Annotated in this window: 18 protein-coding genes; 10 read left to right on the top strand and 8 right to left on the bottom strand. The window is 61.4% G+C overall.

Annotated elements, in window-relative coordinates:
- Positions 1–45: 45 nt before the first annotated feature.
- From WNZ15_RS06605 to WNZ15_RS06585, 5 genes are all read left to right on the top strand, one after another.
- Positions 46–1,689, top strand: coding sequence for a sulfatase-like hydrolase/transferase (locus WNZ15_RS06605; protein WP_342892167.1), 1,644 nt, complete (start codon positions 46–48; stop codon positions 1,687–1,689).
- Positions 1,690–1,694: 5 nt separating this feature from the next.
- Positions 1,695–2,984 carry an alkyl/aryl-sulfatase gene (locus WNZ15_RS06600; RefSeq protein ID WP_342892166.1) on the top strand — a complete coding sequence of 430 codons (1,290 nt, stop codon included), beginning with the start codon at positions 1,695–1,697 and terminating at the stop codon, positions 2,982–2,984.
- Entirely contained in the window at positions 2,977–5,061 is a 2,085-nt protein-coding gene (locus tag WNZ15_RS06595) for a TRAP transporter fused permease subunit (RefSeq protein ID WP_342892165.1), read from the top strand. Before WNZ15_RS06600 ends, WNZ15_RS06595 begins: the two co-directional genes overlap by 8 nt.
- A gap of 26 nt (positions 5,062–5,087) precedes the next feature.
- The gene (locus WNZ15_RS06590) at positions 5,088–6,065 is read left to right on the top strand and encodes a TAXI family TRAP transporter solute-binding subunit (protein WP_342892164.1); all 978 of its coding nucleotides are present in this window, start codon (positions 5,088–5,090) and stop codon (positions 6,063–6,065) included.
- Positions 6,066–6,189: 124 nt separating this feature from the next.
- Complete coding sequence (locus WNZ15_RS06585; RefSeq protein WP_342892163.1) at positions 6,190–6,954, top strand: SDR family oxidoreductase; 765 nt, start codon at positions 6,190–6,192, stop codon at positions 6,952–6,954.
- 100 nt (positions 6,955–7,054) lie between these two features.
- Here the strand turns inward: WNZ15_RS06585 and WNZ15_RS06580 are convergent, their stop codons facing one another.
- The 4 genes from WNZ15_RS06580 to WNZ15_RS06565 form a co-directional block, all read right to left on the bottom strand.
- Entirely contained in the window at positions 7,055–8,335 is a 1,281-nt protein-coding gene (locus WNZ15_RS06580) for a TRAP transporter large permease (protein WP_342892162.1), read from the bottom strand.
- Complete coding sequence (locus WNZ15_RS06575) at positions 8,335–8,868, bottom strand: TRAP transporter small permease (protein ID WP_342892161.1); 534 nt, start codon at positions 8,866–8,868, stop codon at positions 8,335–8,337. The genes WNZ15_RS06580 and WNZ15_RS06575 overlap by 1 nt, the downstream gene beginning before the upstream one ends.
- 274 nt (positions 8,869–9,142) lie before the next feature.
- Complete coding sequence (locus tag WNZ15_RS06570) at positions 9,143–10,141, bottom strand: TRAP transporter substrate-binding protein (RefSeq protein ID WP_342892160.1); 999 nt, start codon at positions 10,139–10,141, stop codon at positions 9,143–9,145.
- A gap of 213 nt (positions 10,142–10,354) precedes the next feature.
- On the bottom strand, positions 10,355–11,101 hold the full coding sequence (locus tag WNZ15_RS06565; protein ID WP_342892159.1) for a glucose 1-dehydrogenase: 747 nt from the start codon (positions 11,099–11,101) through the stop codon (positions 10,355–10,357).
- Positions 11,102–11,607: 506 nt separating this feature from the next.
- Between WNZ15_RS06565 and WNZ15_RS06560 the strand changes: the two genes are divergently transcribed.
- On the top strand, positions 11,608–12,324 hold the full coding sequence (locus WNZ15_RS06560) for a ribonuclease activity regulator RraA (protein ID WP_342892158.1): 717 nt from the start codon (positions 11,608–11,610) through the stop codon (positions 12,322–12,324).
- Positions 12,300–13,022 (top strand): FadR/GntR family transcriptional regulator, encoded by a 723-nt coding sequence (locus WNZ15_RS06555; protein ID WP_342892157.1) that lies wholly within the window; start codon positions 12,300–12,302, stop codon positions 13,020–13,022. The genes WNZ15_RS06560 and WNZ15_RS06555 overlap by 25 nt, the downstream gene beginning before the upstream one ends.
- Positions 13,023–13,169: 147 nt before the next feature.
- Here the strand turns inward: WNZ15_RS06555 and WNZ15_RS06550 are convergent, their stop codons facing one another.
- Both WNZ15_RS06550 and rpsD read right to left on the bottom strand, forming a co-directional pair.
- Positions 13,170–14,084 carry an MliC family protein gene (locus tag WNZ15_RS06550; protein WP_342892156.1) on the bottom strand — a complete coding sequence of 305 codons (915 nt, stop codon included), beginning with the start codon at positions 14,082–14,084 and terminating at the stop codon, positions 13,170–13,172.
- 321 nt (positions 14,085–14,405) lie between these two features.
- A complete protein-coding gene (rpsD, locus tag WNZ15_RS06545; RefSeq protein ID WP_342892155.1) occupies positions 14,406–15,023 on the bottom strand; it encodes a 30S ribosomal protein S4 in 618 nt (205 codons plus the stop codon).
- Positions 15,024–15,606: 583 nt separating this feature from the next.
- Between rpsD and WNZ15_RS06540 the strand changes: the two genes are divergently transcribed.
- On the top strand, positions 15,607–17,319 hold the full coding sequence (locus tag WNZ15_RS06540; protein WP_342892154.1) for an EAL domain-containing protein: 1,713 nt from the start codon (positions 15,607–15,609) through the stop codon (positions 17,317–17,319).
- 214 nt (positions 17,320–17,533) lie between these two features.
- Here WNZ15_RS06540 and murI read toward each other — a convergent pair whose 3' ends face one another.
- Together murI and WNZ15_RS06530 are read right to left on the bottom strand one after the other, a co-directional pair.
- Positions 17,534–18,331, bottom strand: a complete 798-nt coding sequence (gene murI, locus WNZ15_RS06535) for a glutamate racemase (RefSeq protein WP_342892153.1) — start codon at positions 18,329–18,331, stop codon at positions 17,534–17,536.
- Between the two features lie 91 nt (positions 18,332–18,422).
- Positions 18,423–19,235 carry an RNA methyltransferase gene (locus WNZ15_RS06530; RefSeq protein WP_342892152.1) on the bottom strand — a complete coding sequence of 271 codons (813 nt, stop codon included), beginning with the start codon at positions 19,233–19,235 and terminating at the stop codon, positions 18,423–18,425.
- A gap of 320 nt (positions 19,236–19,555) precedes the next feature.
- Here WNZ15_RS06530 and WNZ15_RS06525 point away from each other — a divergent pair, with 320 nt between their 5' ends.
- Together WNZ15_RS06525 and WNZ15_RS06520 are read left to right on the top strand one after the other, a co-directional pair.
- Complete coding sequence (locus WNZ15_RS06525) at positions 19,556–21,775, top strand: NADP-dependent isocitrate dehydrogenase (protein ID WP_342892151.1); 2,220 nt, start codon at positions 19,556–19,558, stop codon at positions 21,773–21,775.
- 407 nt (positions 21,776–22,182) lie between these two features.
- Positions 22,183–25,137: an AAA family ATPase gene (locus tag WNZ15_RS06520; protein WP_342892150.1), complete on the top strand. Its 2,955-nt coding sequence runs from the start codon at positions 22,183–22,185 to the stop codon at positions 25,135–25,137.
- Positions 25,138–25,185: the final 48 nt, after the last annotated feature.

Below are 25,185 nucleotides of genomic sequence, written 5' to 3'. Positions count from 1 at the left end.
TGCCCGCAATGATGCCGCTCAAGCGGCACGTCGGGAGGAAAATACGTGAACATCCTGTTCATCATGTATGACCAGCTCCGGTTCGATTACCTGAGTTGCGCGGGCCATCAGCATCTGCACACGCCGAATTTCGACCGGGTCGCGGCCATGGGCGTGCGCTTTACCAATGCCTATGTGCAGTCGCCCGTGTGCGGCGCCAGCCGGATGAGCTGTTATACCGGTCGCTATGCGTCCTCCCACGGTGCCCAGTGGAACGGCTTTCCGCTGCGGGTCGGCGAACAGACGCTCGGCGATCATCTGCGCCGCGCCGGCATGGAGTGCTGGCTGCTCGGCAAGACCCACATGAAGGCGGACGTGGAAGGCATGGCCCGGCTCGGGCTCAGCCCCGACAGCCAGATCGGTGCCCGGCAGACCGAATGCGGCTTCGACGCCTGGATCCGCGACGACGGACTTTGGGGAGAAGGACCGGACGGCTTTTATGATGAGAAACGCTCGCCCTACAACGAATACCTGAAGACAAAGGGCTATCCGTCGCAAAATCCCTGGGCGGACTTCGCGAATGCAGGCGTCGAAAAAGACGGCGAGATTGCATCGGGATGGATGTTCAAGAACTGCGACAAGCCGGCCAATATCCGGGAAGATGACAGCGAAACGCCCTGGCTGACCCGTGAGGCAATCAGCTTCATCGACCAGGCACAGGACGGCTGGTGCGCGCATCTGAGTTTCATCAAGCCGCATTGGCCCTACATCGTCCCTGCCCCCTATCACGACATGTACGGCAGCAACCATGTGCCACAGGCCGTCGTCCATCCGGTCGAACGCGAGAACCCGCATCCGGTTTACGATGCCTTCATGGGCAATCGCATCGCGCAGGCCTTCCAGCGCGACGACGTCAGACAGAAGGTCATTCCGGCCTACATGGGCCTCATCAAACAATGCGACGACCAACTGGGGGTCCTTCTCGATCACCTGGAGGAAACCGGCCGCATGGAAAACACCATGATCGTGCTCACCTCCGATCATGGCGATTATCTCGGTGATCATTGGCTGGGCGAAAAGGATCTGTTCCATGATCCATCGGTGAAGGTGCCGCTGATCGTCTACGATCCGCGAACACAGGCCGACGGCACCCGGGGCACCACATGCGACGCCCTCGTCGAGGCAATCGACCTCGCCCCCACGTTCGTCGAGGCTGCCGGCGGCAAGGTTGCCGATCATATCCTGGAAGGCCTCAGCCTGACGCCGTGGTTGCACGGAGAAACCCCGGACTGGCGCAGCTTCGTAGTCAGCGAATACGACTATTCCGTCACCCCGATGTGCCAAAAGCTGGGCGTCTCCTCGCGCGATGCCCGTTTGTTCATGGTCTTTGACGGCCGCTACAAGCTGATCCATGCCGAGGGCGGCTTCCGTCCCATGCTGTTCGACCTGACATCCGACCCGCAGGAATTCCATGATCTTGCCAAGTCGGTCGGCCACCAGGCCGAGATCGACCGTCTCTACGGCCTGCTCGGGCAATGGGGGCGGCGCATGTCCCAGCGTGTCACCCGGTCCGAGGACGACATCGCCGCCATGCGCGGACGCTCGGCACGGCGCGGAATCCTGCCCTTCCTCTATGATGGCACGGAGGTGCCTGAAGAGATGACCGCCCGGTACCGGAGCCGGACGCAGACCGTTTATGCGAAGGAGTAGCCTCGATGCCGAACGAAGCGCTCCTCGCCCACGACAGAACACAGTTCAGAAAAGAGATAATCGAACTTGCGCCCGGCGTCTGGGGCGCAGTCGGCTATGCCGCGTCCTGCCAGTTCATGATCGAGGGCGGTAACAGCGTCACCATCGTCGACACATCGGAAAGCACCAGGGCGGCTGAAAACGTGCTTGCGGAATTTCGCAAGCGCTGCGCGAAACCCGTCGGGCGGATCATCTATACCCACAGTCACCGGGACCATATTTCCGGCGCCAGCGTGTTTGCGCAGGGGCGTCAGATCCCGATCCTGGCGCAGGCAGGTTTCAAGTCCGATCTGGTCGACAACGATCCCGACGAGATCTCGCCTGCCCGGGCACTCGGCCGGCGCACCCGGGCCCAGTTCGGGTTCGGCCTGTCCGCGCAGGAACGCGTTTCCATCGGCTGTGGCCCCGGCGACCGCCCCCTGGAAGGGCTTGGCGCCGGTTTCGTGCCGCCCAACCAGCTCATTTCCGAGGACTGCACGTTCGATCTGGACGGCGTGCCCGCCAGACTGCTGGCCGCGCCCGGAGAAACCGCCGACCACATGGTCGTGTGGCTGCCCGACACAAGGGTGCTGCTATGCGGAGACAACTGGTATCACGCCTTTCCGAACCTCTACGCCATAAGAGGCACGCCCTACCGGGACTTCGCTGCCTGGGCGCACAGTCTCGACCGATTGGCCGGTCTCGGCGCCCGGGTGCTCGGCCCGGGCCATACCCGGCCCGTGTTCGGCGAAGCGAAGGTCCGTGACGTCCTGACCTCGACGCGCGACGCGATCTTTCATGTGATGAGCGAAACGGCACGCATGATGGACGAAGGGCTCGGACTTGAAGAGATCGCGGCAACCATTTCACTTCCCGGCCATCTGGCTTCCAAACCCTGGCTGGGCGAGTTTTACGGCAAGGTCGGCTGGTCGGCCCGCGCATATGCGGTCGGCACGCTCGGCTGGTACGACGGCAATCCGAGCAATCTGGGCGCCATGACTGCAAAACGCCGCGCGGAACACATGGCCCGCCTCGCCGGGGGGCCGGAAGCCCTTGACCAGGCGGCCCGAGCCACCCGGGACAAACAATGGTGCCTGGAGCTTTGCGATCACCTGATGGCGCTGGGAGTGCCCGCTTTGGAAGCGTCCACCCGGGACCTCAAGGCGGCAACCCTGAGCCTGCTGGCCGAGGATGAAATAAACGTCACCGCCCGGAACACGTACCTGTGGGAAGCCAAACGGCTGCTGTCATCAGAAAAGCGAACCGCTGATGCGTGACACAGCCGAGCGCACAGTCGCAAATCTTCTGTCGGTGGCCTTTGTCTTCGTCATCCTGATCTACGCGGCATCCGGTCCTCTGACCGAATTCGTTCGCTGGTTCATTGAAACCACGACACCGGGATTTGAGGACCTGTCACGCAGGGATCAACGCGTTTTGCTGAAGGAAAACTGGCTCGGCGCAGCCTACAAGGGCTTCGAACGGTCTTTTCTGCTGCCGACCGGCCTGATCCTCGGTCTGCCCATCGTGTTTTCGTTCGCGATCAGCTTCCTGACGCTTTCAGTCCGGTTCCACTGGTTGAACTGGGGACTTGCGGCGCTGTCCACCGCCACCTTCTGCCTGTGGATTGCCAAACTCTTCGCTGTCGACGGAGGCGCGTTGCCTTCGGCCTCGCCCGTCGATTTCATCACGTTTCCCATTGCCGTGGCCCTGACGCTCTACCTCACATGGCGCCAGTTCGGCAACTTTATCGTCGGCTTCTGCCTGTTCTGGATCATCTATTTTTTCGTCCGCGGCCTGCTGCCGGAATGGACCGGCATCCTGGCGGGTTCGGAAAGCACCTTTGAGCAATCGATGCGGTCGATGGTGCTCAATTTCTGGGCGCAGACAGGCGGCATGTTCGGCCAGCCGATTCAGGTGGTTTCGGGCAACGTTCTTGTTTTCATCTGCTTCGGAGCCGTCCTGATGGTCAGCGGCGCCGGCACTCTCCTCATGAAGATTGCCAACCGTGCCACGGGCCGGTTCACCGGCGGCGCCGCGCATGCGGCCATTGCCTCGTCGGCACTGTTCGGAACCCTTTCGGGCGCCGCGATTTCAAACGTGGTTTCGACTGGCGTCATGACGATCCCGGTCATCAAGAAGTCCGGTTTCAAGCCTGCATTCGCCGCAGCCGTGGAAGCCTCGGCATCAACCGGTGGCCAGATCATGCCACCGGTCATGGGTGTGGTCGCGTTCTTTGTCGCCGGACAGATAGGGCTGGAATACCGCTATATCGTGGTTGCCGCGATCGTACCGGCGGTCTTTTTCTATCTCGGGATTTTCCTGACGGTTTATTTCGAGGCACGGCGGCAGGGTGTCGGTGCGCTTCCGGCCGAGGCGCGGCCCGGTCTGAGCCGGTCGGAAGGGGTCAAGTGCCTGGTGTTCATCCTGCCACTAGGCGTCTTGAGCTATTTCCTGTTTTCACAGCCTTCCATCCCGAAAGCCGGATTCTACGGTTTCATTTCGGCACTGGTTTGCGCACTCGTGTTTTTCCCGGAATTCCGGAGCTGGAACAGGCTCTACACGGCCTTTGTCAACGCCGGAAAAATGTCCGCCTCGATCGTGGTCATCGTCACGGCGATCGGTTTGATCGTCGGTCTCATCCAGGTGTCCGGTTTCTCCGGAAGACTGTCGCTGCTGCTGGCGCAGCTTGCGTCGGGCCCGCTGTTCACGACCTTGATCGTTGTCGCGCTGGGAGCAATTGTCCTCGGCATGGGACTTCCCCCGGGCGCGACCTATTTCATCATCGTGATCGCGCTGAGTTCCGGGATCGATGCGGTCGGAATTGCGCCGCTCACCCTGCATCTGTTCGTGGTGTTCTTCGCGGTCATTTCGACGGTCACACCGCCGGTTGCCCTCGCCGCCTTCGCAGCAGCCCCGATTGCTGGGGCCGATCCCGTCCGGACCGGTTTCGAGGCCGCCCGCCTTTCGATCGCCGGCTTTCTCATTCCGTTCGTCTTCGTCTATCACCCGTCGGTTCTTTACAAACTGCAGGTTCTTTTTGCCTGGTTTGGCGAAGAACTGCCGAAATCGAAAGCGATGATTGACGTGACCAGCGTGAGCTGGGCCGGACTCGGCTGGATCGTTCTGGCGTTCACGATATCGATGTGGCTGCTGACCTCGGCAATGGCCGGATACGAAAAGAACAGGCTGTTCCCGCTTGAACGGATCGCCCGGATCGCCGCCGGCTTTGCCATCCTCGTACCGAATTATCTCGTGGCCGGTCCGGCGTTTCTGGCCGCTGCCGCATTGCTTGTGGCGCACCGTTTCCTAAGAGGAGCCCCCTCTCCGACGGCCATTCCGAAATCCACCACGTGACACACACCTATTCAGGGAGGAATACCATGCGTTTCTTATCGGCAGTGACACTCGCGGCGTTTCTATCAACGACGCCCGCGCACGCCCAATCCACGACCTTGAAGATGGCGACAATCGCCCCGAGCCTTGGTCAGGCGATCACCATGGCAACATTCGCCAATGTGGTGACCGACAATCTGGACGATATCTCGATCGAGGTTTCCGGCGGCGGAGCGGCGACGCTCCATCAACTGGAAGTCGGCCGCGGAAACCTGGAAATGTCGATGACAAGCCCGGTTATCTACAATCTGATGGCCGGCGGCAAGGCAATGTACAAGAACGAGGCCGAAGCTCCGGAGTTGGCGAAAAACGTTCGCCTGCTGATGTGGTTCCCCTATGGCGCGTATCACTTCGCGGTCCGCGCCGACAGCGACATCCAGGTGCTCGACGACATCGAAGGCGCGTCGGTGTTTCTGGGGCCCCAGGGCGGCGGCGCCTACAACGCCGCGCGCGGCTGGATCGAAAGCTCGACCGGTCTCGTTGCCGGCGAAGACTACGACGCCATAAAAGCCAATTGGGCAACCGGCTATCAGGCCTTTCTCGACGGGAAAATCGATGTCTATGTGAACGGGTGCCTCGATCCCTGCGGCCAGTTCATCCAGTTCACGGAAACCGAGAACCTGCGCTTCATCGGACCGGAAGATGCCGAGGGCGAAGCCGTCGACAAGTGGCTCGGCAAGTGGCGCTACCGGGCGGAAACACCCGCAGGGCTTTACGCCGGACAGACGAATGACGGTCCGGTGGTCTCCTTCGACACCGCCGTCGGCATCGCCGTGCGCACCGATCTGGACGAAGACACCGTCTACCGCATCACCAAGGCGTTCTGGGACAACCTTGAAAGTGTGACCTCCGATGCGCCCTGGGCGCAGGCCCTCGATGTCAAATTCGCCGCAAGCAAGCGCGGACTGATGGAATTGCATCCCGGCGCGGAACGGTTCTATCGCGAGGCCGGCGTCCTGGATTGACCGCAGCGACGGCGCAGGAGAGCCTGCTCTCCTGCGCCGTCCTGACACCAGACGTGCCCGCCTTGACCCGGGCGCGGTGCATCATGGCGCTTGCAGGTCAGATAACCCAGGGAGGGAGGCCCCAATGCGTGCAGTCATCACGGGTGCTGCGACCGGTATCGGAGCGGCGGCGGTCGCAAAACTCAAGGCCCGCGGCTATGAAATCACTGCGTTTGATATCCGCGAGCCGGAAGACGTCGACCTTTGGGTCAAGGTCGACATGGCCGATCCTGCGGCCATCGAGACGGCAGCTGCCCGCGTGGACGGACCGTTTGACTGTCTGATCAACAATGCCGGCCTGCCGCCCCGCGAAGGTCTTTCCGGATCCATTCTGGCCGTCAATTTCCTGGGTCTGGTCAAGCTGACCCATTGCCTCGAACCCAAGCTCGCGAACGGCGCGGCCATCGTGAACACCGCCTCGCGCGCCGGTGCCGGCTGGCGCGAGAATATCGAGCAGGTAAAACGGCTGTTTGCGGTTGAAACCGTCGATGATCTGGGTCGCTTCATTGCCGATGAACGCATTGGCCATGTGGCGGCCTACAACCTGTCCAAGGAAGCGGTCATCGCCTGGGGCGTCGCCAATACGGAACGGCTGATCGCCCGCGGCCTGCGGGTCAATTCGGTAAGCCCCGCAGCGGTCAGCACCGGCATCCTGGATGATTTCGCCACCGCCTTCGGAGATCGTATGGCCAGAAACGTCGCCCGTGTCGGGCGTCCGGGCACACCGGCGGAAGTCGCCGATCTGATCCTGTTTCTGGCCTCCGAGCAAAGCAGCTGGCTGAAAGGCAACGATCTTACCATTGACGGCGGCATGTCGGCCCTTGCCGCATGTGATCAGCTCGGCCTCTGACCGGGGCCGGCGCATCTGTTCCAGGTCCCGGCACGCCGGCCCCGTGCTGCCTTCGGCAAGGCACGAGACCGGCGCATCGCCTCTGTCCTTTTGAAACGCCCTATTCGAACAGGGACGGCAGGAACATGGAGACCGCGGGCACGTAAGTGACCAGCATGAGCGCCGCGAACAGCGCCAGATAGAACGGCCAGATTGATTTCAGCGCCTGCTCGATCGGGATCTTGCCGACCGCGCACCCCACGAACAGGCAGGTTCCCACCGGCGGTGTGCACAGACCAAGCCCCAGATTGACCAGCATCATGATCCCGAACTGAACGGGATCCATGCCCAGTTCCCGCGCAATCGGCAGGAAGATCGGCGTGCAGATGAGGATGAGCGCCGCCATGTCCATGATCATCCCCAGCATGAGCAACATGACGTTGATCATCAGGAGGATGACGATCTTCTCTTCTGAAATGCCGAGCAGGAACTCGCTCAGCCGTGCCGGCACCTGATAGAGCGCCAGCAGATAGGCAAAGGAACTGGCGAAGCCGATCAGGATCATGACCATCGCGGTGGTTCGCATGGCACTGGTGACCGCCACCACGAACTTGTCCCAGTCCAGGGTGCGGTAGCAGAAGGCCGTCAGCGCGAGCGCATAGATCGCACCGAAGGCACCCGATTCCGTGACCGTGAAGACACCGGACAGGACGCCGCCGACAATGATCACCGCCGTGATCAGACCCGGCACCGCCGTGACGGCAGTCTGCGCAACGACCCGCCACCCCGGAAAGGGTTCAGACCCGTAATTATGTTTGAGCGCGACGACATAGGCGGCGACTGCCAGACACAGGCACATGAGCATGCCCGGGATCACGCCGGCGAGAAACAGTTTGGAAATCGAGATGCCGCCACCGGCCGCGACCACGAAGATGATCATGTTGTGGCTCGGCGGGATGACGATTCCGGCAACCGAGGACGTCACGGTCACGTTGACCGCATAATCCGCCCTGTAACCCTTTTCCTTCATCACCGGGATGAGCAGGGACCCCAGAGCCGAGATATCGGCGATGGCGGAGCCGGAAATACCGCCGAACAGCATGCTGGAAAAGATGTTCACGGAAGCCAGCCCACCGCGGACATGCCCGACAAGCGCGGACGCCAGCCGGACCAGGCGGACCGCGATACCGCCGTGCAGCATCAATTCGCCGGCGAAGACGAAGAACGGAATCGCGAGCAGCGAAAACGACGCGACACCCGCGATCGCCCGTTGAAAGGTCATCAGGAGGGGAAAGCCCTCGTACCAGAATGCCGCCGCGGCCGAGATGCCCATGGCGAAGGCGACAGGAATGCCGACGACGACGCTGACGCCGAAGACACCGAGCAGAATAGCAAGACCCATTATTTTTCCACCCTTTTTGTCTCGTAGATCTCGCCGTGCAGAAGGCATCTGACACGCAACAGGAGCCGCCCGCCCGCGAACAGCACCATCAACGCGCCACAGGCCACGGCGGAGGCGGTTCGCACGCTTTCGGGAATGTTCAGCATGGGAAGAAGGGTCGACCAGCCGAATTGAAACAGTTCGATACTGGCCAACAGCATGACGCCTCCGAAGATGGCCAGGCACAGGTCGGTCAACAGGAGCAGGCCCTCCCGCGCCTTTTCCGGCAGAGAGTCGCGCAGGAACGTCACGCCGAGATGGGTCTGTTCCTGAATACCGACCGCGGACCCCAGAAAGGTGATGTAGCAGATCAGCAGAAGCGCGAGCTGTTCGACCCAGGTGGGCGTCTGGTTCAGGACATAGCGGCCGAACACCAGCCAGCCGAAGGTCGCGACGAGCACCACCAGGGCGACGGACGCCAGCAGCACGCAGACACGCTTGATCCGGTCCAGGGACACTTCCAGCAAGTCCCAGAAACTTCCAATTTGCGGCATCAAGGCCTCTCCGGATTAGATTACGAACTCAGAACAGGAACAGATCGGCTCGATCGGAGCGATGTTAATCCGCGAGCGAAAACGAGGGAAGCGGTGCGCGTTTTCAATTGTTCGTGCCGCTGGAGCGTACCCCTTCCGGCGTCCGGGGACGCTCGGCCATTTTGCAAAGGGCAGCCGGAATTCGTGTATTTCAGACGTAGAAGATTGTTACGCTTTGGCGCACGCGGCCATGTGGGCCGTGCCGGAGGAAGAGTGGCACGGCCCACACAGGGCGTTACTGTGCGTTCCGGAACATGTCGACCAGTTCGGTCAGGTCCGGATTTTGCGACAGGAACGATTCGTAGACCGGCGCCATAGCAGCCTGGAACGCGGCCTTGTCCTCGATCGAGTTCACGGCAACACCGCCGGATTCCACCTTGGCCATGCTGGCCGCTTCACGGTCCTGCCACAGCTTGCGCTGCAGTTCGGTGCTGTTGCGGCCGGCGACCCGGACGATTTCCTGCTGCTCGGGCGTCAGCGCATCGAAGCTCTTCTTGCTCATGCACAGGCACTCGGGAATGACCAGGTGTTCCGTCAGCGAGTAGTATTTCGCGACTTCGAAGTGGTTGGTGGACTCATAGGACGGCGGATTGTTTTCCGCACCGTCCACCACACCGGTCTTGATCGCCTGGTAGACTTCGGCGAACGCCATCGGCGTTGCGTTGCCACCCATGGAATCAACCATGCCGACGAACAGATCGTTGTTCATGACACGGATCTTCATGCCGCCCAGATCCGCCGGTTCGGTGATCGGCTTCTTCGACGTGTAGAAAGAGCGGGCACCGGCATCGTAATAACCGAGCGCGACGAGGCCTTTCGCTTCAAGCCCCTTGCTGAGCGCTGCGCCAGGCGCACCGTCCATGAGCTCGTACATCTGCGGAACGCTCTTGAAGATGAACGGCAGCGACACGACGTTGGTTTCCGGAACGGACTGTCCCATCGGCCCGAGGCTGAAGACACCGAAATCGATCACTCCCAATCGAGTCTGTTCGATGGCATCAGGCTGCGAACCGAGCACCCCGCCGTGGTAGACCTTGCCGGTGATCTCACCGCCGGTCTTTTCGCTGACTTCCTTCACGAACGCTTCCATGCCGTGAGACACCGGATAGTCGTCGACATGGATGTTCCAGCCGCGCAGTTCGCGGGCTTGAGTTTCAAGCGAGCCGAACGCGACAGTGGCTGCCACCGCGGACGCGAGCGCCACACCCAGTTTCAAAGATTTGGCAATGGTCATTAGATCCTCCCTGTTTGACCTTCGCAGACGATACGTAAATAACAAATTTTTACAAGTTTAAAAATCGATAAAACAAATTCTCCCTGACACAGATATCAATGAATTGAAATATTTGAAGAATTCAGAATTCCTGTCCCCCGCCCACCCGGCGCCGCTTCGACAACACCGGCGAAACCGCGCAACGGTTTCGCCGGCATGCGGGCGACGGCATCGTCAGGAGAACAGCATTCCGCCATTGATATCGACGCAGGCTCCGGTGATGAACGCCGAGTTGTCACCGGCAAGGAACACGGCAAGATTTGCGACGTCCTCCGATGCCCCCTCACGTTTGAGTGGCGTCGCCTCCGCAACCTTCTTGCGAACCTCCGGCTTGGTGAAGACGTTGTGGAAGTCCGTGTCGATCATGCCCGGGCAGATCGCATTGACCCGAATCGCGGGCGCGAATTCCTTCGCCATTCCCCGGGTCATGGTCATCACAGCCCCCTTGGCCATGCCGTAGGCGAGCGCGCCCGGGCCGCCGCCGTCGCGGCCGGCCTGCGAGGCGACATTCACGACGGCGCCTCCGGCTTTCATGTGCGGCAGGGACTTCTGAATGATGAGAAACGCCGATGTGACATTGAGGTCGAACACCGTCTGCCAGTGTTCCGCGGTGATTTCAGGGACGGTCTTGCGGGCAACGAGCCCGCCCGTGACCGGCACCACGATATCAACGCCACCGAACTCCGAAACTGTCCGCTCCACCAGCGCGGTCACATCGGATGGGCGGGTCATGTCCCCCTGCATGGCAAAGGCCTTGCCCCCCGCCGCGGTAATTTCCGATACGGCGCTGTCGGCGCCCTCACCGCTGCTGAAATAGTTGACGGCAACATTGGCACCGGCTTGCGCAAGAGCCAGGACGCACGCTCGGCCGATATCGCGGCCACCCCCGGTGACAATTGCTGTTTTTCCGTTCAGTTCCATAGTCGTCCCTTCCAGTTGCGATGAACCTGCCCTGTCCGCGCCACATGCACGCACTCGGCACAAAGACGTTCCTGCCCGCACCAGAACCGGCAAGGTCCTTCCCCGGGCGACACCGCCGTTCCGAGAGACACGTTCCGCAGGCGTCTTCCTGTCTGCGCCCAACTAGCTTTGTTCAGGCCTGCAAATCAATATAAATTATTACAAATTCAAGAATCAGATGATTTTCCACGCCTCGGCAGACACCTCAGCCTGACGCGTCCCGAAACCGGAAATTCATGAAAAAACAGAAGGAGAAGGAGAATTTTATCATATTTATCAATTAGATAAAATACATGTAGACTGTTCATGTGAGGGCAAAACCCATAACCGGCTGCGCGGCCGGCAGCCATTTGAAAGCTTTCCGGCACGACCGGTGAACATTACAAATAATTGACAAATTTTTCCGACACCAATAAGCGTGTCAGTGCGCCACACCACCCCGGCACTCCAAAAGAGGCAGTTTTTCCATGGCAAGCCTGGACAGGACCACGCACGACAAGCTGATGGCGGTCAGCACCGCCACACTCACAACCGTTCTCTTCAAGCGCGGACTGAAAAACATATTCCTGCAAGGGCTGCACCGCCTGCGGCCGGGCGAGAACATGGTGGGACCGGCCTACACGCTTCGCTACATTCCGGCCCGCGAAGACCTCGATACCCTGGAATCATTCGCCGACCGCACCAACGCCCAGCGCAAGGGCGTCGAAGAATGTCCGCCCGGCGCCATCTTCATGATCGACGCCCGGGGGGATGCCTCTGCCGCCTCGGCCGGCTGCATCCTGGCAACCCGGCTCCAGGCCCGCAGCTGCCGCGGCATCGTGACCGACGGCGGGTTCCGGGACACACCCGAAATCGCCGAACTCGACATGCCCGGCTTTCACGCCCGGCCGAGCGCGCCGACCAACCTGACCAGGCATCACGCCGTTGCGGTGAATGATCCGATTGCCTGCGGCGGCGTGTCGGTTTTTCCCGGAGATATCATCGTCGGGGACAATGAGGGTGTTGTTTGTATTCCCCACCATATGGCACATGATGTAGCTGACGAAGCTGTGGAGATGACCGTCTTCGAGGACTTTGTCATGGAACTGGTGAAACAGGGCGCGTCGACATTCGGGCTTTACCCCCCGACCGATCCGTCTACGGCAAACAGGTTTAAGGCGTGGCGTCAGGAAAAAGGCAGATAGTCAAAAGGGGCGCCGCCGAGAAGGACCGGACTCTCTCCGACCGGGCTTATGAGAGCATACTTGCCAAGATCATGGATGGCGACATCCCCGTCGGCGGCAAGTTACCGACAGAACAGGTGCTTTCCGAGGAAATCGGCATTTCACGACCTGTCCTGCGCCAGGCCCTCAAGCAGTTGCGTGAGGACGACGTCATCGTCTCGCGCCAGGGGTCCGGATCCTATGTCAACCGGCGCCCGGAAGGCGCAGTCCGCGACTTCGCCCCTGTCGGATCCATCGCCGATATTCAGCGCACCTTTGAATTCAGGGCTGCGATCGAAGGCGAAGCCGCCTATCTGGCCGCGGGGCGGCGGACCGATGCCGACCTCAATGAAATGCGCCTTGCCCTGGACGAACTGGAGCGGTGCATCAAGGCCGGAGAACTGGGCGTCGCCGCGGACGAAGCCTTCCACGTGGCCATCTGCAATGCAGCGGACAACAAGTATTTCGCCGCCGCCAGGTCGTCCATGCAGTCGAACATCCTGACAGGCATGAACCTGACAAGAAATCTGTCGCTCACAAAACCCCAGCAACGCCTCAAGCTCGTTCAGTCAGAGCATTATGAAATCTTCGAGGCAATCGAACAGGCCGACAGCGACGCCGCCAGGCTGGCCATGCGCAACCACGTCGAGAATGCCCGCAAGCGTATTTTCGAAGGCTGAGCCAGTCCTCTGCGTGAGTCAGTCCTCTGCGCAAGGTAAGGCCATGGCGGGCCGGACCGCCACGACGCGGGCGGCAGCCGCCTTGCGGGCATCGAGCATGTGCCGGAGGCGACGGGAAGACCTGCCGCCTCCGCCACGGTGCGCACGTTATTCGCTGCAGGTATCGGTCCCTGCCGGACCTGTCAGAATGACACTGTTTCCCTTGCTGTGAAGGGAATGGGCGCCGTCGGTGTAAAGTGCGCCGGATCCACTGCGAACCTGTTCAAGGCGCATCTGGGGAGAGCCGTCGATAGAGAAGATCGCGTAGCCGTCACCGGTCTGTCCGTAGGTGACCACAAGCGGCAAGCCTTCGGCGCAGGTGTAATGGTGTGTGACGGATTCCGAAACCGGCGACAGGGTCCCCTGAGCCTGAACATCCGCAATGGCGTTGGTGATCGCATAAAGGGGCTGTTTGGGCTCGCTGTAGACGCCATACATGATTTGACCGCGCACCAGATCGAGCTGCAGCGACACATCGCGGGACGTATCGTAGAGAAACACGGTCCCCTCGTTGCGCCCGCGCTCCTCGAAACGGAACGCGACCTGTCCATTCTGGTTCAGTTCCTCCCACTGGCCGCCACCGGCGTTCGAGAAGCTGCCCTGCGCATGAAAGACCTGATCGACGTTGAAGCCGCTCACCCCGGGGGAAATGGCGACACCGCCGCCGCCCTGCGTGACCGGCGGCTGCACATTGCCGAGCCCGCGTGCACAGGTGGTCAAAATACCGGGATAAGCGGTTTCAGAGCAGATCAGTCCCCCCCATTGATACCCGGACTTGCCGTTTCCATAGCGGATCTGGAACCACTCGTAGCCGTTCATGAGAACGCCCGTTCCGTTCACGATCACGATGGCGGTTCCGTCTCCCAGACTGCCTATGTCGCGGTACTGCGTGCCTGGCCCTGCCCGCACATTCCCGCCATAGGATTTGCCGGACTGCGGAAAATCAACGTCCGGAGAAGCCAGAGCTGTCGAAACCGGCGCGGCGAGGACAGCCGACACCGCAAGAGCGCGTAACAAATTCATGGAAAATCCTGTTCTAGCAATTCAGATCCCGGCTCGGTCCTTTGACGGACCGAGGCCGTCCCGCCCAATTGAGAGAAAAAAGCCATCGGACGCAAGACCCGCTCAAGCCAAAACAGCTTTTCGGCGCGCTTTCGAACACGTTGCCCTTCATGGAGATATCGCGGCAGAAAAGGCCTGGCGCCTGTTTCGATGATGGACCGGTATCGATCCGCTGCCTGGCCCCGCATGGGCGATCCTGGACGAAGTTACCCTGCCCACACAGACAAAGAAAAAGGGCCCGCCGATGGCGGGCCCTTCTCTTCAATTCTTGTTCGGCGCTGGTTAGCGCGAATAGAACTCGACAACCAGGTTCGGTTCCATCTGCACCGGGTACGGCACATCGGAGAAACTCGGGATACGACCGTAGGTCGCGGTCATCTTGTTGTGGTCGGCGTCGATATAGTCCGGCACATCCCGTTCTGCGGACTGGATGGCTTCCAGTACCAGGCCGAGCTGCTTGGACTTCTCGCGAACTTCGATGACGTCGCCCGGACGCACCTGGTAGCTCGCGATGTTAACGCGCTTGCCGTTGACCTTGATGTGGCCGTGGTTGATGAACTGACGGGCAGCAAACACGGTCGGAACGAATTTGGCGCGGTAGACGATCGCGTCCAGACGGCGCTCCAAAAGGCCGATCAGGTTTTCCGAAGTATCCCCCTTCTGACGGGATGCATCGGCATAGACCTTGCGGAACTGCTTTTCGGTGATGTTGCCGTAGTAGCCTTTAAGCTTCTGCTTGGCACGCAGCTGAATACCGAAATCGGACAGCTTGCCCTTGCGGCGCTGACCGTGCTGGCCGGGGCCGTATTCGCGCTTGTTGGCCGGGCTCTTCGGACGGCCCCAGATGTTTTCGCCCATCCGGCGGTCGAGTTTGTACTTAACGCTGTGGCGCTTGGACATCGCGGTTTCCTTTGAATTCGCGTTGTTGTTCTATCAAGGAAACGCGCCCTCCTTTATCCTCACAACCCGGACTTCGGGATGATCGGATCGACAGGGATCCAGCTAGACGGCGCCGGCCGGATGCCCACGGGTGCGTGAACCCGGAAGGCAACAGCCAACCGGATTGCGCGGAGATACAGGCGGCGCCTGGATTTGTCAATGCACGCGGCCGGTGAGACACAGGATTCGCCGCTTCACCCGGCGTTTTCCCGGAGCTGTCGCCGGCCGTGTCACTGGATGGTCGCCGGTTTCGAGCTCAAAACAGGGCGGTTACCCCGCAGTTTATAAGCTATTTTCACAAAACCTCGAAATTAATGCATACATTTAGGAATTTTTAATTGCAGCTTTTCACTATGCAATCAGCATTACAACCATAGCTAATAATACCAGCATGGCGACGCTCTTACGTCCCGACACGCTTCGAAAATACACAAGCCGGACCTTGGCAATAGGATTACGCATGTCAGCGATACCTCACTCAGCAGGTCAGACCAGCCCGGGCGAATCCGGCGCCTACTTTCGAACGCGGAACGACCCGCCGGCAATGATCGATTATGTCCTGCAACCGGTCGTCGATATCGGCACCGGGGTGGTTTACGGCTATGAGGCCCAGATCCGCAATTGCGACGGGGACGACACCCGGACGGCGGACGAGCTGATCGACGAAAGCCACACACAGGGGTTCCTGCCGCAGCTCGAGGCGCGGCTCTTCACCCGGGCACTGGAGTGTTTCAGCGCTCTGAAGATCGCCCAGGGAACAAAACTCTATTTCAAGCTGGATGGCCGCGATCTGGGAGAGGCCGGCGATCCCCGGATGCGTTTCGCCGAACTGGTGACCGGAGCCGGCCTGAAGGTCGATCAGATCTGCCTGGAGTTTTCCGAACGCCATCAGCAGACCTTCACCGACGTGACCCATCACGCGATCAACGATCTGCGCCAGCTCGGTTTCATGATAGCGCTCGACGATTTCGGCCGCGGGTCCTCCGAGTTGCGGCTTCTGCACGACTTGTCCCCCGACTATGTCAAGATCGACCGCTTTTTTCTGAACGGGATCGATTGCGACGCCCGGCGCAAGCTGTTCGTCACCACCGTTGCCAATCTGGCACATGTGCTCGGTGCCAGGGTCATTGCGGAAGGCGTGGAAACCGAGCCGGAATTCAAGGCCTGCCGCGAGGCGGGATGCGATCTGATCCAGGGATATTTTGTCGCCCGGCCTTTCCGGAAAGCGACAAGTGCCCGGCTGTTTTACGATCATGTCCGCGCCCCTGGTCACGGACACAAGCGCCAGCAGGAACAGGAACGCATCCGCAACGAACTGGTCCAGTTGCCGACAATCCGGTTCGATGCGTCCATGAACGAACTGATCGACATGGTGGTACACAATCAGGACGGCAGCGTGATCCCCGTTCTGAACGCCACCTTCGAACCGCGCGGACTGATCCACGAGCGCGACCTGAAAGCCTATCTCTACACCGGCGGCGCGGACGAGGACGATGCCAAGGCCGCGCTCGACTTCCCCTTGCGCTCCTTTGTCCGGGCCTGTCCGATCGCGGACATCGACAGCAACGCCGACATGCTGCTGGTGACCTTTGCCTCGTCCATCAATTCGGACGGGATCATCATCACCGAGAACTTCCGCTATGCGGGTTTTCTGTCCGCCACCTCGCTGCTGAAGATCATTCATGAAAAACGCCTGCAGGAAGCGCAGGACCAGAACCCGCTCACCCGACTGCCGGGCAACGGCGCCATTGCCCGTTTCATCTCCGACATGGCCGGCAACTCCGGCCACGAACGGCACCTGTGTTATCTCGACTTCGACAATTTCAAGCCGTTCAACGACACCTACGGCTATCGCCAGGGCGACCGGGCGATCATCCTGTTCAGTGAACTGCTGCAACGGCATATTTCAGGGACCGGCACTTTCCGCGGTCATATCGGCGGTGACGATTTCTTCGTCGGGTTCCTGAACTGCGACCAGACGGACGTCGCCGCCCGGATGCTGGCGCTCAAGCGCGCGTTCCGGGTCGATGTGGAAAGCTTCTATGAGCACGAACACAGGGAACGCGGCTTTATCGAGGCCCAGGACCGCTTCGGCACGACGCGGCAGTTTCCCCTGCTGCAGTGTTCCGTTTCCATCCTGAGCCTGACCAAGGGCATGACCGTGTCACCCGACACGCTCAACGACGAGATCATGGGCCTCAAGCGCGCTGCCAAACGCTCCGACGACGGTCTTGCCGTGAAGTGCCTCGCGGCGTGACAGACACCGGCGAGCGATCAGGTCGACGGCCGGACGCCTGTTCGTTCAGACCGCAAGGACGGCGCGCCGCATCCTGAGGAGGGCCCGGGGCCCGTCTCGAAGGATCAGGAACCTGTCTCGGGCTCTCCTGCCCATGCTCCGCTCCGGGGCAGTGCTTCGCGGTTCTTCACGACGAGGCCAGGGGGTGGGCGATGCCCCTTGTCGCTGTCTTGTCTTATTGCCCTTCCAGCACCAGCCCGAAGCCGGCCAGCAGCCGTTCAAGCACCGGGTCCTGCGGGCGGGATGTGAACACCGCCTTGTCAGGCTGATGCGAGCGCGCCTCCGCGCGCCCCTCCCCCAGCACCCGCACAAGCTGGCGGGCGATGGCCTCGGCCGGGTCCAGCCAGTCGACCGGCCAGGGCGCGATCGCGCGGAACCGGTTGGCAAGCAAGGGATAGTGCGTGCAGGCCAGAACGACGATGTCGGTCCGCCGGCCGTCCCATTCGACAAAGCAGTCCCTGATCTCGCCAAGCAGGGCGTCATCCGCCACCGCCTCGCCGCGCAGGTGCCTTTCGGCCAGTTCGGCCAGACCGTCCGAGCCGACCAGACGCACATGGCACTGGCCGGCGAAGCTTTCGATCAGGCTTCTCGTATAGGTTCTGCGGACTGTCCCCGGTGTTGCCAGCACGGAGATCAGTCCGGAAGCCGTCCGCTCGGCGGCCGGCTTGATCGCTGGCACCGTGCCGACAAATGGCACATCCGGATGCGCTTTTCGCAAGGCGGCTCCGGCCAGCGTGAAGGCGGTGTTGCAGGCGACCACCACGGCTCTGGGCCTGTACCTTGCAACAAGATCGTCGAACAGGGACAGGATATGGGCGGTCAGATCCGCCTCGGGCCAGCGGCCGATCGGAAAAGCGGCATCGTCGGCCACATAGAGCAGCGCTTCGCAAGGCAGCAGATAGCGCGCCTCACGCAGTACCGTGAGCCCGCCGAGGCCGGAATCGAAGAACAGAACCGGTCCACTGTTTGCCATTTCGCCTTTTCCGCATCCTGATTCCACGCAAGCCCCTGTGGCATGAAAATCTCGCCGTCAGTGCGGCAGGCAAGATATCCGTCCTGACTTGCTAATCACCGGTATCCGGTGTGCCCCGGTCCTTGCGCGGCCGGGTTGCGCGTTTTTCGAGCGAGGCCACCACGCCGCGCAGCGCCCGGACTTCCTGCTCGGTCAGCTCTGCTTTCTGGAAGATGTTACGCAGCGTGCGCACCATATGCGGGCGCCGTTCCGGCGGCCGGAAAAAGTTTGCAGTGTCCAGTGCGCCCTCCAGATGTTCGAAGAAACGCACGATTTCGTCCTTTTTCGCCGGAGGATGCTCCTCCGTCGACAACAGGAACGGCAAGGCTCCGGAGACCGCCGTCTTGCGCCATTCATAGGCGCAGACCAGGACCGCCTGGGCAATGTTGAGCGACGCGAAATCCGGATCGACCGGCAGGGTGACGATCTCGTCGGCGAGTGCGATTTCCTCGTTGTTCAGCCCCCAACGTTCCCGGCCGAACAGATAGCCGGTCGCGTTTCCGCTCTCGCCAAGCGACACGGATTTCACCGCGGCTTCGTCCGGACCGCGCACAGGTTTGGACACCTCGCGCGAGCGTGCTGTCGTCGCGAACACGAATTGCAGGTCGGCGACCGCCGCCTCGACGCTGTCGAACACCTGAACCTTGTCGATGACGTGGTCCGCCCGGCTCGCGGCCGCGCGCGCCTTCTCGCTCGGCCAGCCGTCGCGCGGATTGACGATCCTGAGATCCACCAGTCCGAAATTCGCCATGGCCCGCGCCGCCGTGCCGATGTTCTCGCCGAGCTGTGGCTCGCACAGGATCACGGCCGGTGGCCGCGCGGTCACATTCCTGGATTCGTCTCTGATGTTCGCGTTCTTGCTCATGTAACCGGGATTTACCGGGTTCAGGAGAAAATGAAAAGCCGGGCCGGGCCAGATTTCACGCTCGACCGCGGCAGACGCCTGCTTGTTCATTTGACAAAGGCTGTGGCGCGATGGCCCGCACCGGGCTGACTACCGCGTTGTCCGTCCTTCCGATTGCCTTTTCCAGCGGCTTTGCTAGAACTCCCCTGAACTTTCCCCCTCCGCCGTCAGGAGGGCTTTCAATTGATTGCGTACAATTGTATACGCATTTTGAAATTCAATAGGAACGGCGTATCGCCGGTCCGCACGACACCAGTCGAACGCTGGGAAAAGGGAGTGTCATGGCCGATATCATCTACACCAAGGTCGACGAAGCACCGGAACTGGCAAGCGCCTCGTTCCTGCCGATCATCCGCTCCTTCACCAAGGCAGCCGGCCTGACCATCGGCACCAGGGACATTTCCCTTGCCGGCCGTATCCTGGCGAGTTTCCCCGAATACCTGAGCGACGACCAGAAGCAGTCGGACGACCTTGCCGAACTGGGTGAGATGGTCAAGAAGCCGGATGCCAACGTCATCAAGCTGCCGAACATTTCCGCCTCCCAGCCGCAGCTCAACGCGGCGATCAAGGAACTGCAGGCCCAGGGCTACAAACTGCCCGATTATCCGTCCGATCCCTCGAGCGACGAGGAAAAGACGGTCAAGGCGAAATACGACGCCATCAAGGGGTCTGCCGTGAACCCGGTGCTGCGCGAAGGCAATTCCGACCGCCGCGCACCGAAGGCCGTCAAGGAATATGCCCGCAAGAACCCGCACCGCATGGGCGCGTGGCAGTCCACCTCCAAGACCCATGTCGCGACCATGGGTCAGAACGACTTCCGCGCCAACGAGAAGTCGATAACCTTGTCCGCCGCACAGGCCGGCAACGCGAAGATCGAATTCGTCGCCAGGGATGGCACCACGACCACGCTCAAGGGTGACTGGCTGCTGGACGAAGGTGATGTTGTTGACGCCACCTTCCTGAGCGTCAAGGCTCTGGACGCGTTTCTGGCACAGGAAATCCGGGATGCGAAGGACCAGGGCGTCCTGTTCTCCCTGCATCTGAAGGCCACCATGATGAAGGTCTCCGACCCGATCATCTTCGGCCATTGCGTGAAAGTGTTCCTGAAGGACGTCTTCGACAAGCACGCCGCAACCTTCGCCGAACTCGGCGTCAGCCCGGATCTCGGCCTTGGCGATCTGGAGGCCAAGGTCGCGACCCTGCCGGCCGACAAGGCCGCCGAGATCCAGGCCGACGTCAAGGCCGCGCTCGACAACGGCCCGGACCTGTACATGGTGAACTCCGACAAGGGCCTCACCAACCTGCACGTCTCCTCCGACGTCATCATCGACGCCTCCATGCCGGCGCTGATCCGGGCCGGTGGCAAGGGCTGGGGCCCGGACGGCAAGGAAGCCGACGCCAAATGCGTCATCCCGGACAGTTCCTATGCCGGTGTCTATTCCGCCGTCATCGACTTCTGCCGCGAGAACGGCGCGCTGGATCCGGCGAAGATGGGCACCGTGCCGAATGTCGGCCTGATGGCCCAGAAGGCCGAGGAATACGGCTCCCACCCGCAGACCTTCAAGGCATCCGCCGACGGTACCATCCGCATTGTCGATGCTGCCGGCACCACCTTGATCGAACATGCCGTCGAAGGCGGCGACATCTGGCGCGCCTGCCGCACCAAGGACGCCCCGGTCCGCGACTGGGTCAAGCTTGGCGTCACGCGTGCGCGCCTGTCGGGCATGCCCGGTGTGTTCTGGCTGGACAAGAGCCGCGCCCATGACGCGGAACTGCTCAAGAAGGTCGACGCCTATCTGCCGGAGCACGACACCGCCGGCCTCGATCTGAAGATCATGGCCCCGACCGAGGCCGCGCGCTACACCACCGAGCGGATCGCCCGCGGCGAGGACACGATCTCCATCACCGGCAACGTGCTGCGCGACTACCTCACCGATCTCTACCCGATCCTGGAAGTCGGCACCTCGGCCAAGATGCTGTCCATCGTTCCGCTGATGAACGGCGGCGGCCTGTTCGAGACCGGAGCCGGCGGCTCGGCTCCCAAGCATGTCCAGCAGTTGCAGGAGGAAAACTACCTGCGCTGGGATTCGCTCGGCGAATTCTGCGCCCTCGGGGCCTCGCTGGAACATCTCGCCAACGCCAAGGGCAACACCAAGTCGGCGATCCTGGCGGAAACCCTCGACAGTGCCGTTGAAAAGCTGCTCGACAACGACAAGTCCCCGGCCCGCAAGGTCGGTGGTCTCGACAACCGCGGCAGTCACTTCTACGTCGCTCTCTACTGGGCCCAGGCTTTGGCCGCCCAGGACAAGGACGCGGACCTGAAGGCGCATTTCGCGCCGATCGCCGAGGCCCTTGGCGCCAACGAGAGTGCCATTCTTGCCGAACTGAACGGTGTTCAGGGCAGCCCGGCCGATACCGGCGGCTATTATCATGCCCCGCAGGCAAAGGTCGACGCTGTCATGCGTCCGAGCGCCACGCTGAACGGCGTCATCGACGGATAGGCCGAGAAGCATCCGGCGTTCGAATGAACGCCCGTGAGGATGCCCGACCACAGTGCAACCGATCGACGGCCTCCCGGGCATTCCCGCCCGGGAGGCCGTTTCTCCTGACAGGTGCGAACGGCACAGAACCTTGCGCCGCGGCGATGGCCTCCACCTTGGTATTTCCGTCGAATCTGCAGTATATCCAGCAGGCTGCCCCTAAGATATTTTTACAATGTTAGTCAGGTGGTAACTTTTTCGGTTGTTGTATAGACTTAGCAACTTTAAATTGATTCAAGGATCCTGATGCCGGAAACTGCAGGCTGACGCAGTCTGGCTAATTCTAGGTGGCTATGACTCCTTTTCTCGCCAATTTGGCTGCAAATGCCGAAGATCGGTCAGAGGCCTCCTCTGTACCGCGGGAACAAGTGTCTGAATTTCCGGACACACCCGGTGCCTATCATGCCGCGCTGACCGTGGTGGTCATCGGCTTTGGCGCCGAGGAAGCCATACAGTCGCGGGTGTCCGCTGAGGAATTCAAGTTCATCTCCGGACGGCTCGCGACGGCCTGCGCCGTCGCGGCGTCCGAATACGGCGGCAAACTGGTCGCCCGTCCTGGATGTCCGAAGGTCCTCGTCTTCGGCATTCCCGCGCTTCACGAACTTGACGCCGAGAGAGCGGTGCTTGCCGCTCAGAAGATACTGCGCACGTTCGGGCGTGAGGGATACAGCCATCCGGTGAGCTTGCGTTGCGGGATCGCAAGCGGTGAAGGCAGCATCGTGCTCGGCCAGGGCCCCAACATGGCGCCTCTTTCGGTGACCGGTTCGGCTTTTGCGACCGCGGCATGGCTTGAGAGTGAAGCCCCCGACAACGAACTGCTGATCTCGACAGATGCGCAGGCGCTCTTCCGCAGCGATTTCATGGCGCGCAAGGTCCGGCTCAGCAAGGCCGGGGACACGGCCTTCCAGGTTTCTCCGGCTGTTGCGCCGACGGCCCGGACGGATCCCGGTGAACCGGCGGGCCGGCTGGCCTCGTTCACGGGCCGGGAGGAAGAACTTCGCGCGATGCACCACCTGTGGCAGGTGGTGAAAGAGGGAACGCCGCAAACAGCGATCCTCCAGGGCGAACCGGGCATCGGCAAGTCCAGCCTGATCGAGGCGTTCCTGACCGGTGTCAGGGCAGACCACCCCCTCGTCCTCAGCTTCTTCGGTTCGGTTCACCACAAGCGCACCCCCTACTATTCGATTGCCCGGGGGCTGTACACGTTTCTCGGCCTGAAAGGTTTCCAGAGCCCCACGCTGCTCAATACGATCATCGAGCAACTGCTTGCCGATATCGGCCTGGACACCGCGCGGCACAATGCCAACCTGCGCGCGATCCTGAAGGGCGGCGGCCTGGACAGCCACCCGGTGATGCCGGATTCCGCAGTCGACGACCCGGCCGAGACATTGATCGCCTGCATCCGCAAACTCGCGGCGATCCATCCGGTCATTCTGGTCTATGAAGATGCCCACTGGATGGACATCAGCACGCTCGAGTCGATTGTGTTGCTGCAGCGCGCACTCGACACTAGCAAGGTCCTGACCCTGGTGAGCAAGCGCCCCGGCGAGATTGCGGTCAACCTGACGCCTTCGGCCGACCTGACCTGCCGGGTCGGACAGCTCTGCGAAGACAACACCCGCCAGCTTGCCGGATTGCTTCGGCCCGAAGACATGGACGATGACTATTTCGAGCAGGTCGTCAGCCGGTCCGACGGCATTCCGCTGTTCCTGGAAGAATTGATGCACAACGCCGCCGACCGCGGTGTTGCGGAGGGCGACGATCCCGCTCAGCCCCCCATACCGGCCTCCCTGCGTGAAACCCTCGCCGTCAGGCTTTCCCATCTCGGCGACAGGAAAGACATCCTGTTCATGGCCGCCGCCATCGGCAAGGATTTCGGATCGACGCTGCTGCGCGATGTCTCCGGCCTCACGCCCGGGCAACTGGCGCACCATCTGGATGCTTTCCGGCGCTCGAACCTGATCTTCCGGAAGTGGCCCGCCGAAGACGGCATCTATGAGTTCAAGCACAGCCTGGTTCAGGACCTGGCCTATCAGTCGATACCGCCTCAGGACCGGGTCCGGTATCACGGCAAGATCGCCGCGGTCCTGACCACATGGCCCGAGCGGTATCCACCGGCTGCCAGTGAGGTGATCGCGCGTCATTTCGAACGCGCCGGCAATATTCCCGCTGCGCTCGATCATCTGGAAATCGCCGGCGTCGATGCTGTCCGCGTCGCCGCGCACCGGGACGCGGGCCGGTATTTCGGCAAGGCCCTCGACCTGGCTCAGAAGCTCTCCGACACCGCCTCACGGGAACAATCGATCAGCCGCTTCCTGCTGCTGCTCGGACCGCAACTGATCACCAAACACGGCTTTGCCTCCGATCAGGTTCGGGAAGTCTATACCAAGGCGAGAACACTGACTTCGACCGACACAAGCTCGGCCGAAGTGCTGCAGATGCTGTGGGGACTGTGGGGCGCTCATATCGTCAAGGCCGATGTGTCGCTCGCGAAAGCCCTGGGCGAGGATTTCCTGCAAATCGCGCGGGCGAACGGAAATCCTCTTGAGCTTGCCGCCGGCCATTACATGAACGGGGTCGGCTCGTTTTACGTCGGCGACCTGGCTGAGGCGGAACGATCCCTCCTGTCCGCCGTCGAGGCGGCCCTCGAAGCCGACTTCGACGACATGATCACCAACTACGGTCTGGATCTGGGCATTCTGGCCCGCTCCTACCTGGCGTGGTGCTACGCGCTCATGAATTCGCAGGAGCAGTTGCGGGAGAACTGCCTGTCCCTGGAGACCGCCGCACTCCTGTCCGACCATGCCTTCTGCCAGGCCTTCAGCGGCTGTTTTCTGGCGACCGCATTCAATTTTCAGGACAACAGCCGGGAAGCCGAGCGTCATGCGGCGACGGCGGCCAGTCTCTGCCGCGAACAGGGATTTGCCCAGCAACTGGCGCAGGCGGAAATCAATCTTGGCCGGGCCCGCGCGAAAATCGGAGATCCGACCGGGCTCGCGCTGATGGAACACGGCTTGAAGGCTTACGCCTCCACAGGCGCGGTCCTCGCGCGCCCCTATGCCGAGGCCTGGATAGCCGAGGAATTGATCGCTCAGGACGCAAGGGATGCGCTCCGCCGGCTGGTCTGCGTCCGCCGTTTCACGCTCCGGTCCGGCGAACGCTACTTCGACGCGGAACTGCAGCGTCTGTCGGCGCTGGCGACCGGATCCATCAATCCGGGATCGGATCATCTGGTGCGTGCCCTCCTGACCAAGTCGGCCCGGCATGCGCGCCGAACCGGAAACATGCTTCACCTGGACAAAACCCGGGCTTTTCTGGACTGAAATCCCGAAAACCCGCCGGTTTTAGCCCGGCCGGTGACGAAATCTAAA

Origin of the sequence: Roseibium sp. AS2 (assembly GCF_038900065.1) — a bacterium.
Taxonomy (GTDB): Bacteria; Pseudomonadota; Alphaproteobacteria; order Rhizobiales; family Stappiaceae; genus Roseibium.
This window is presented reverse-complemented; position numbering and strand designations above follow the sequence as displayed.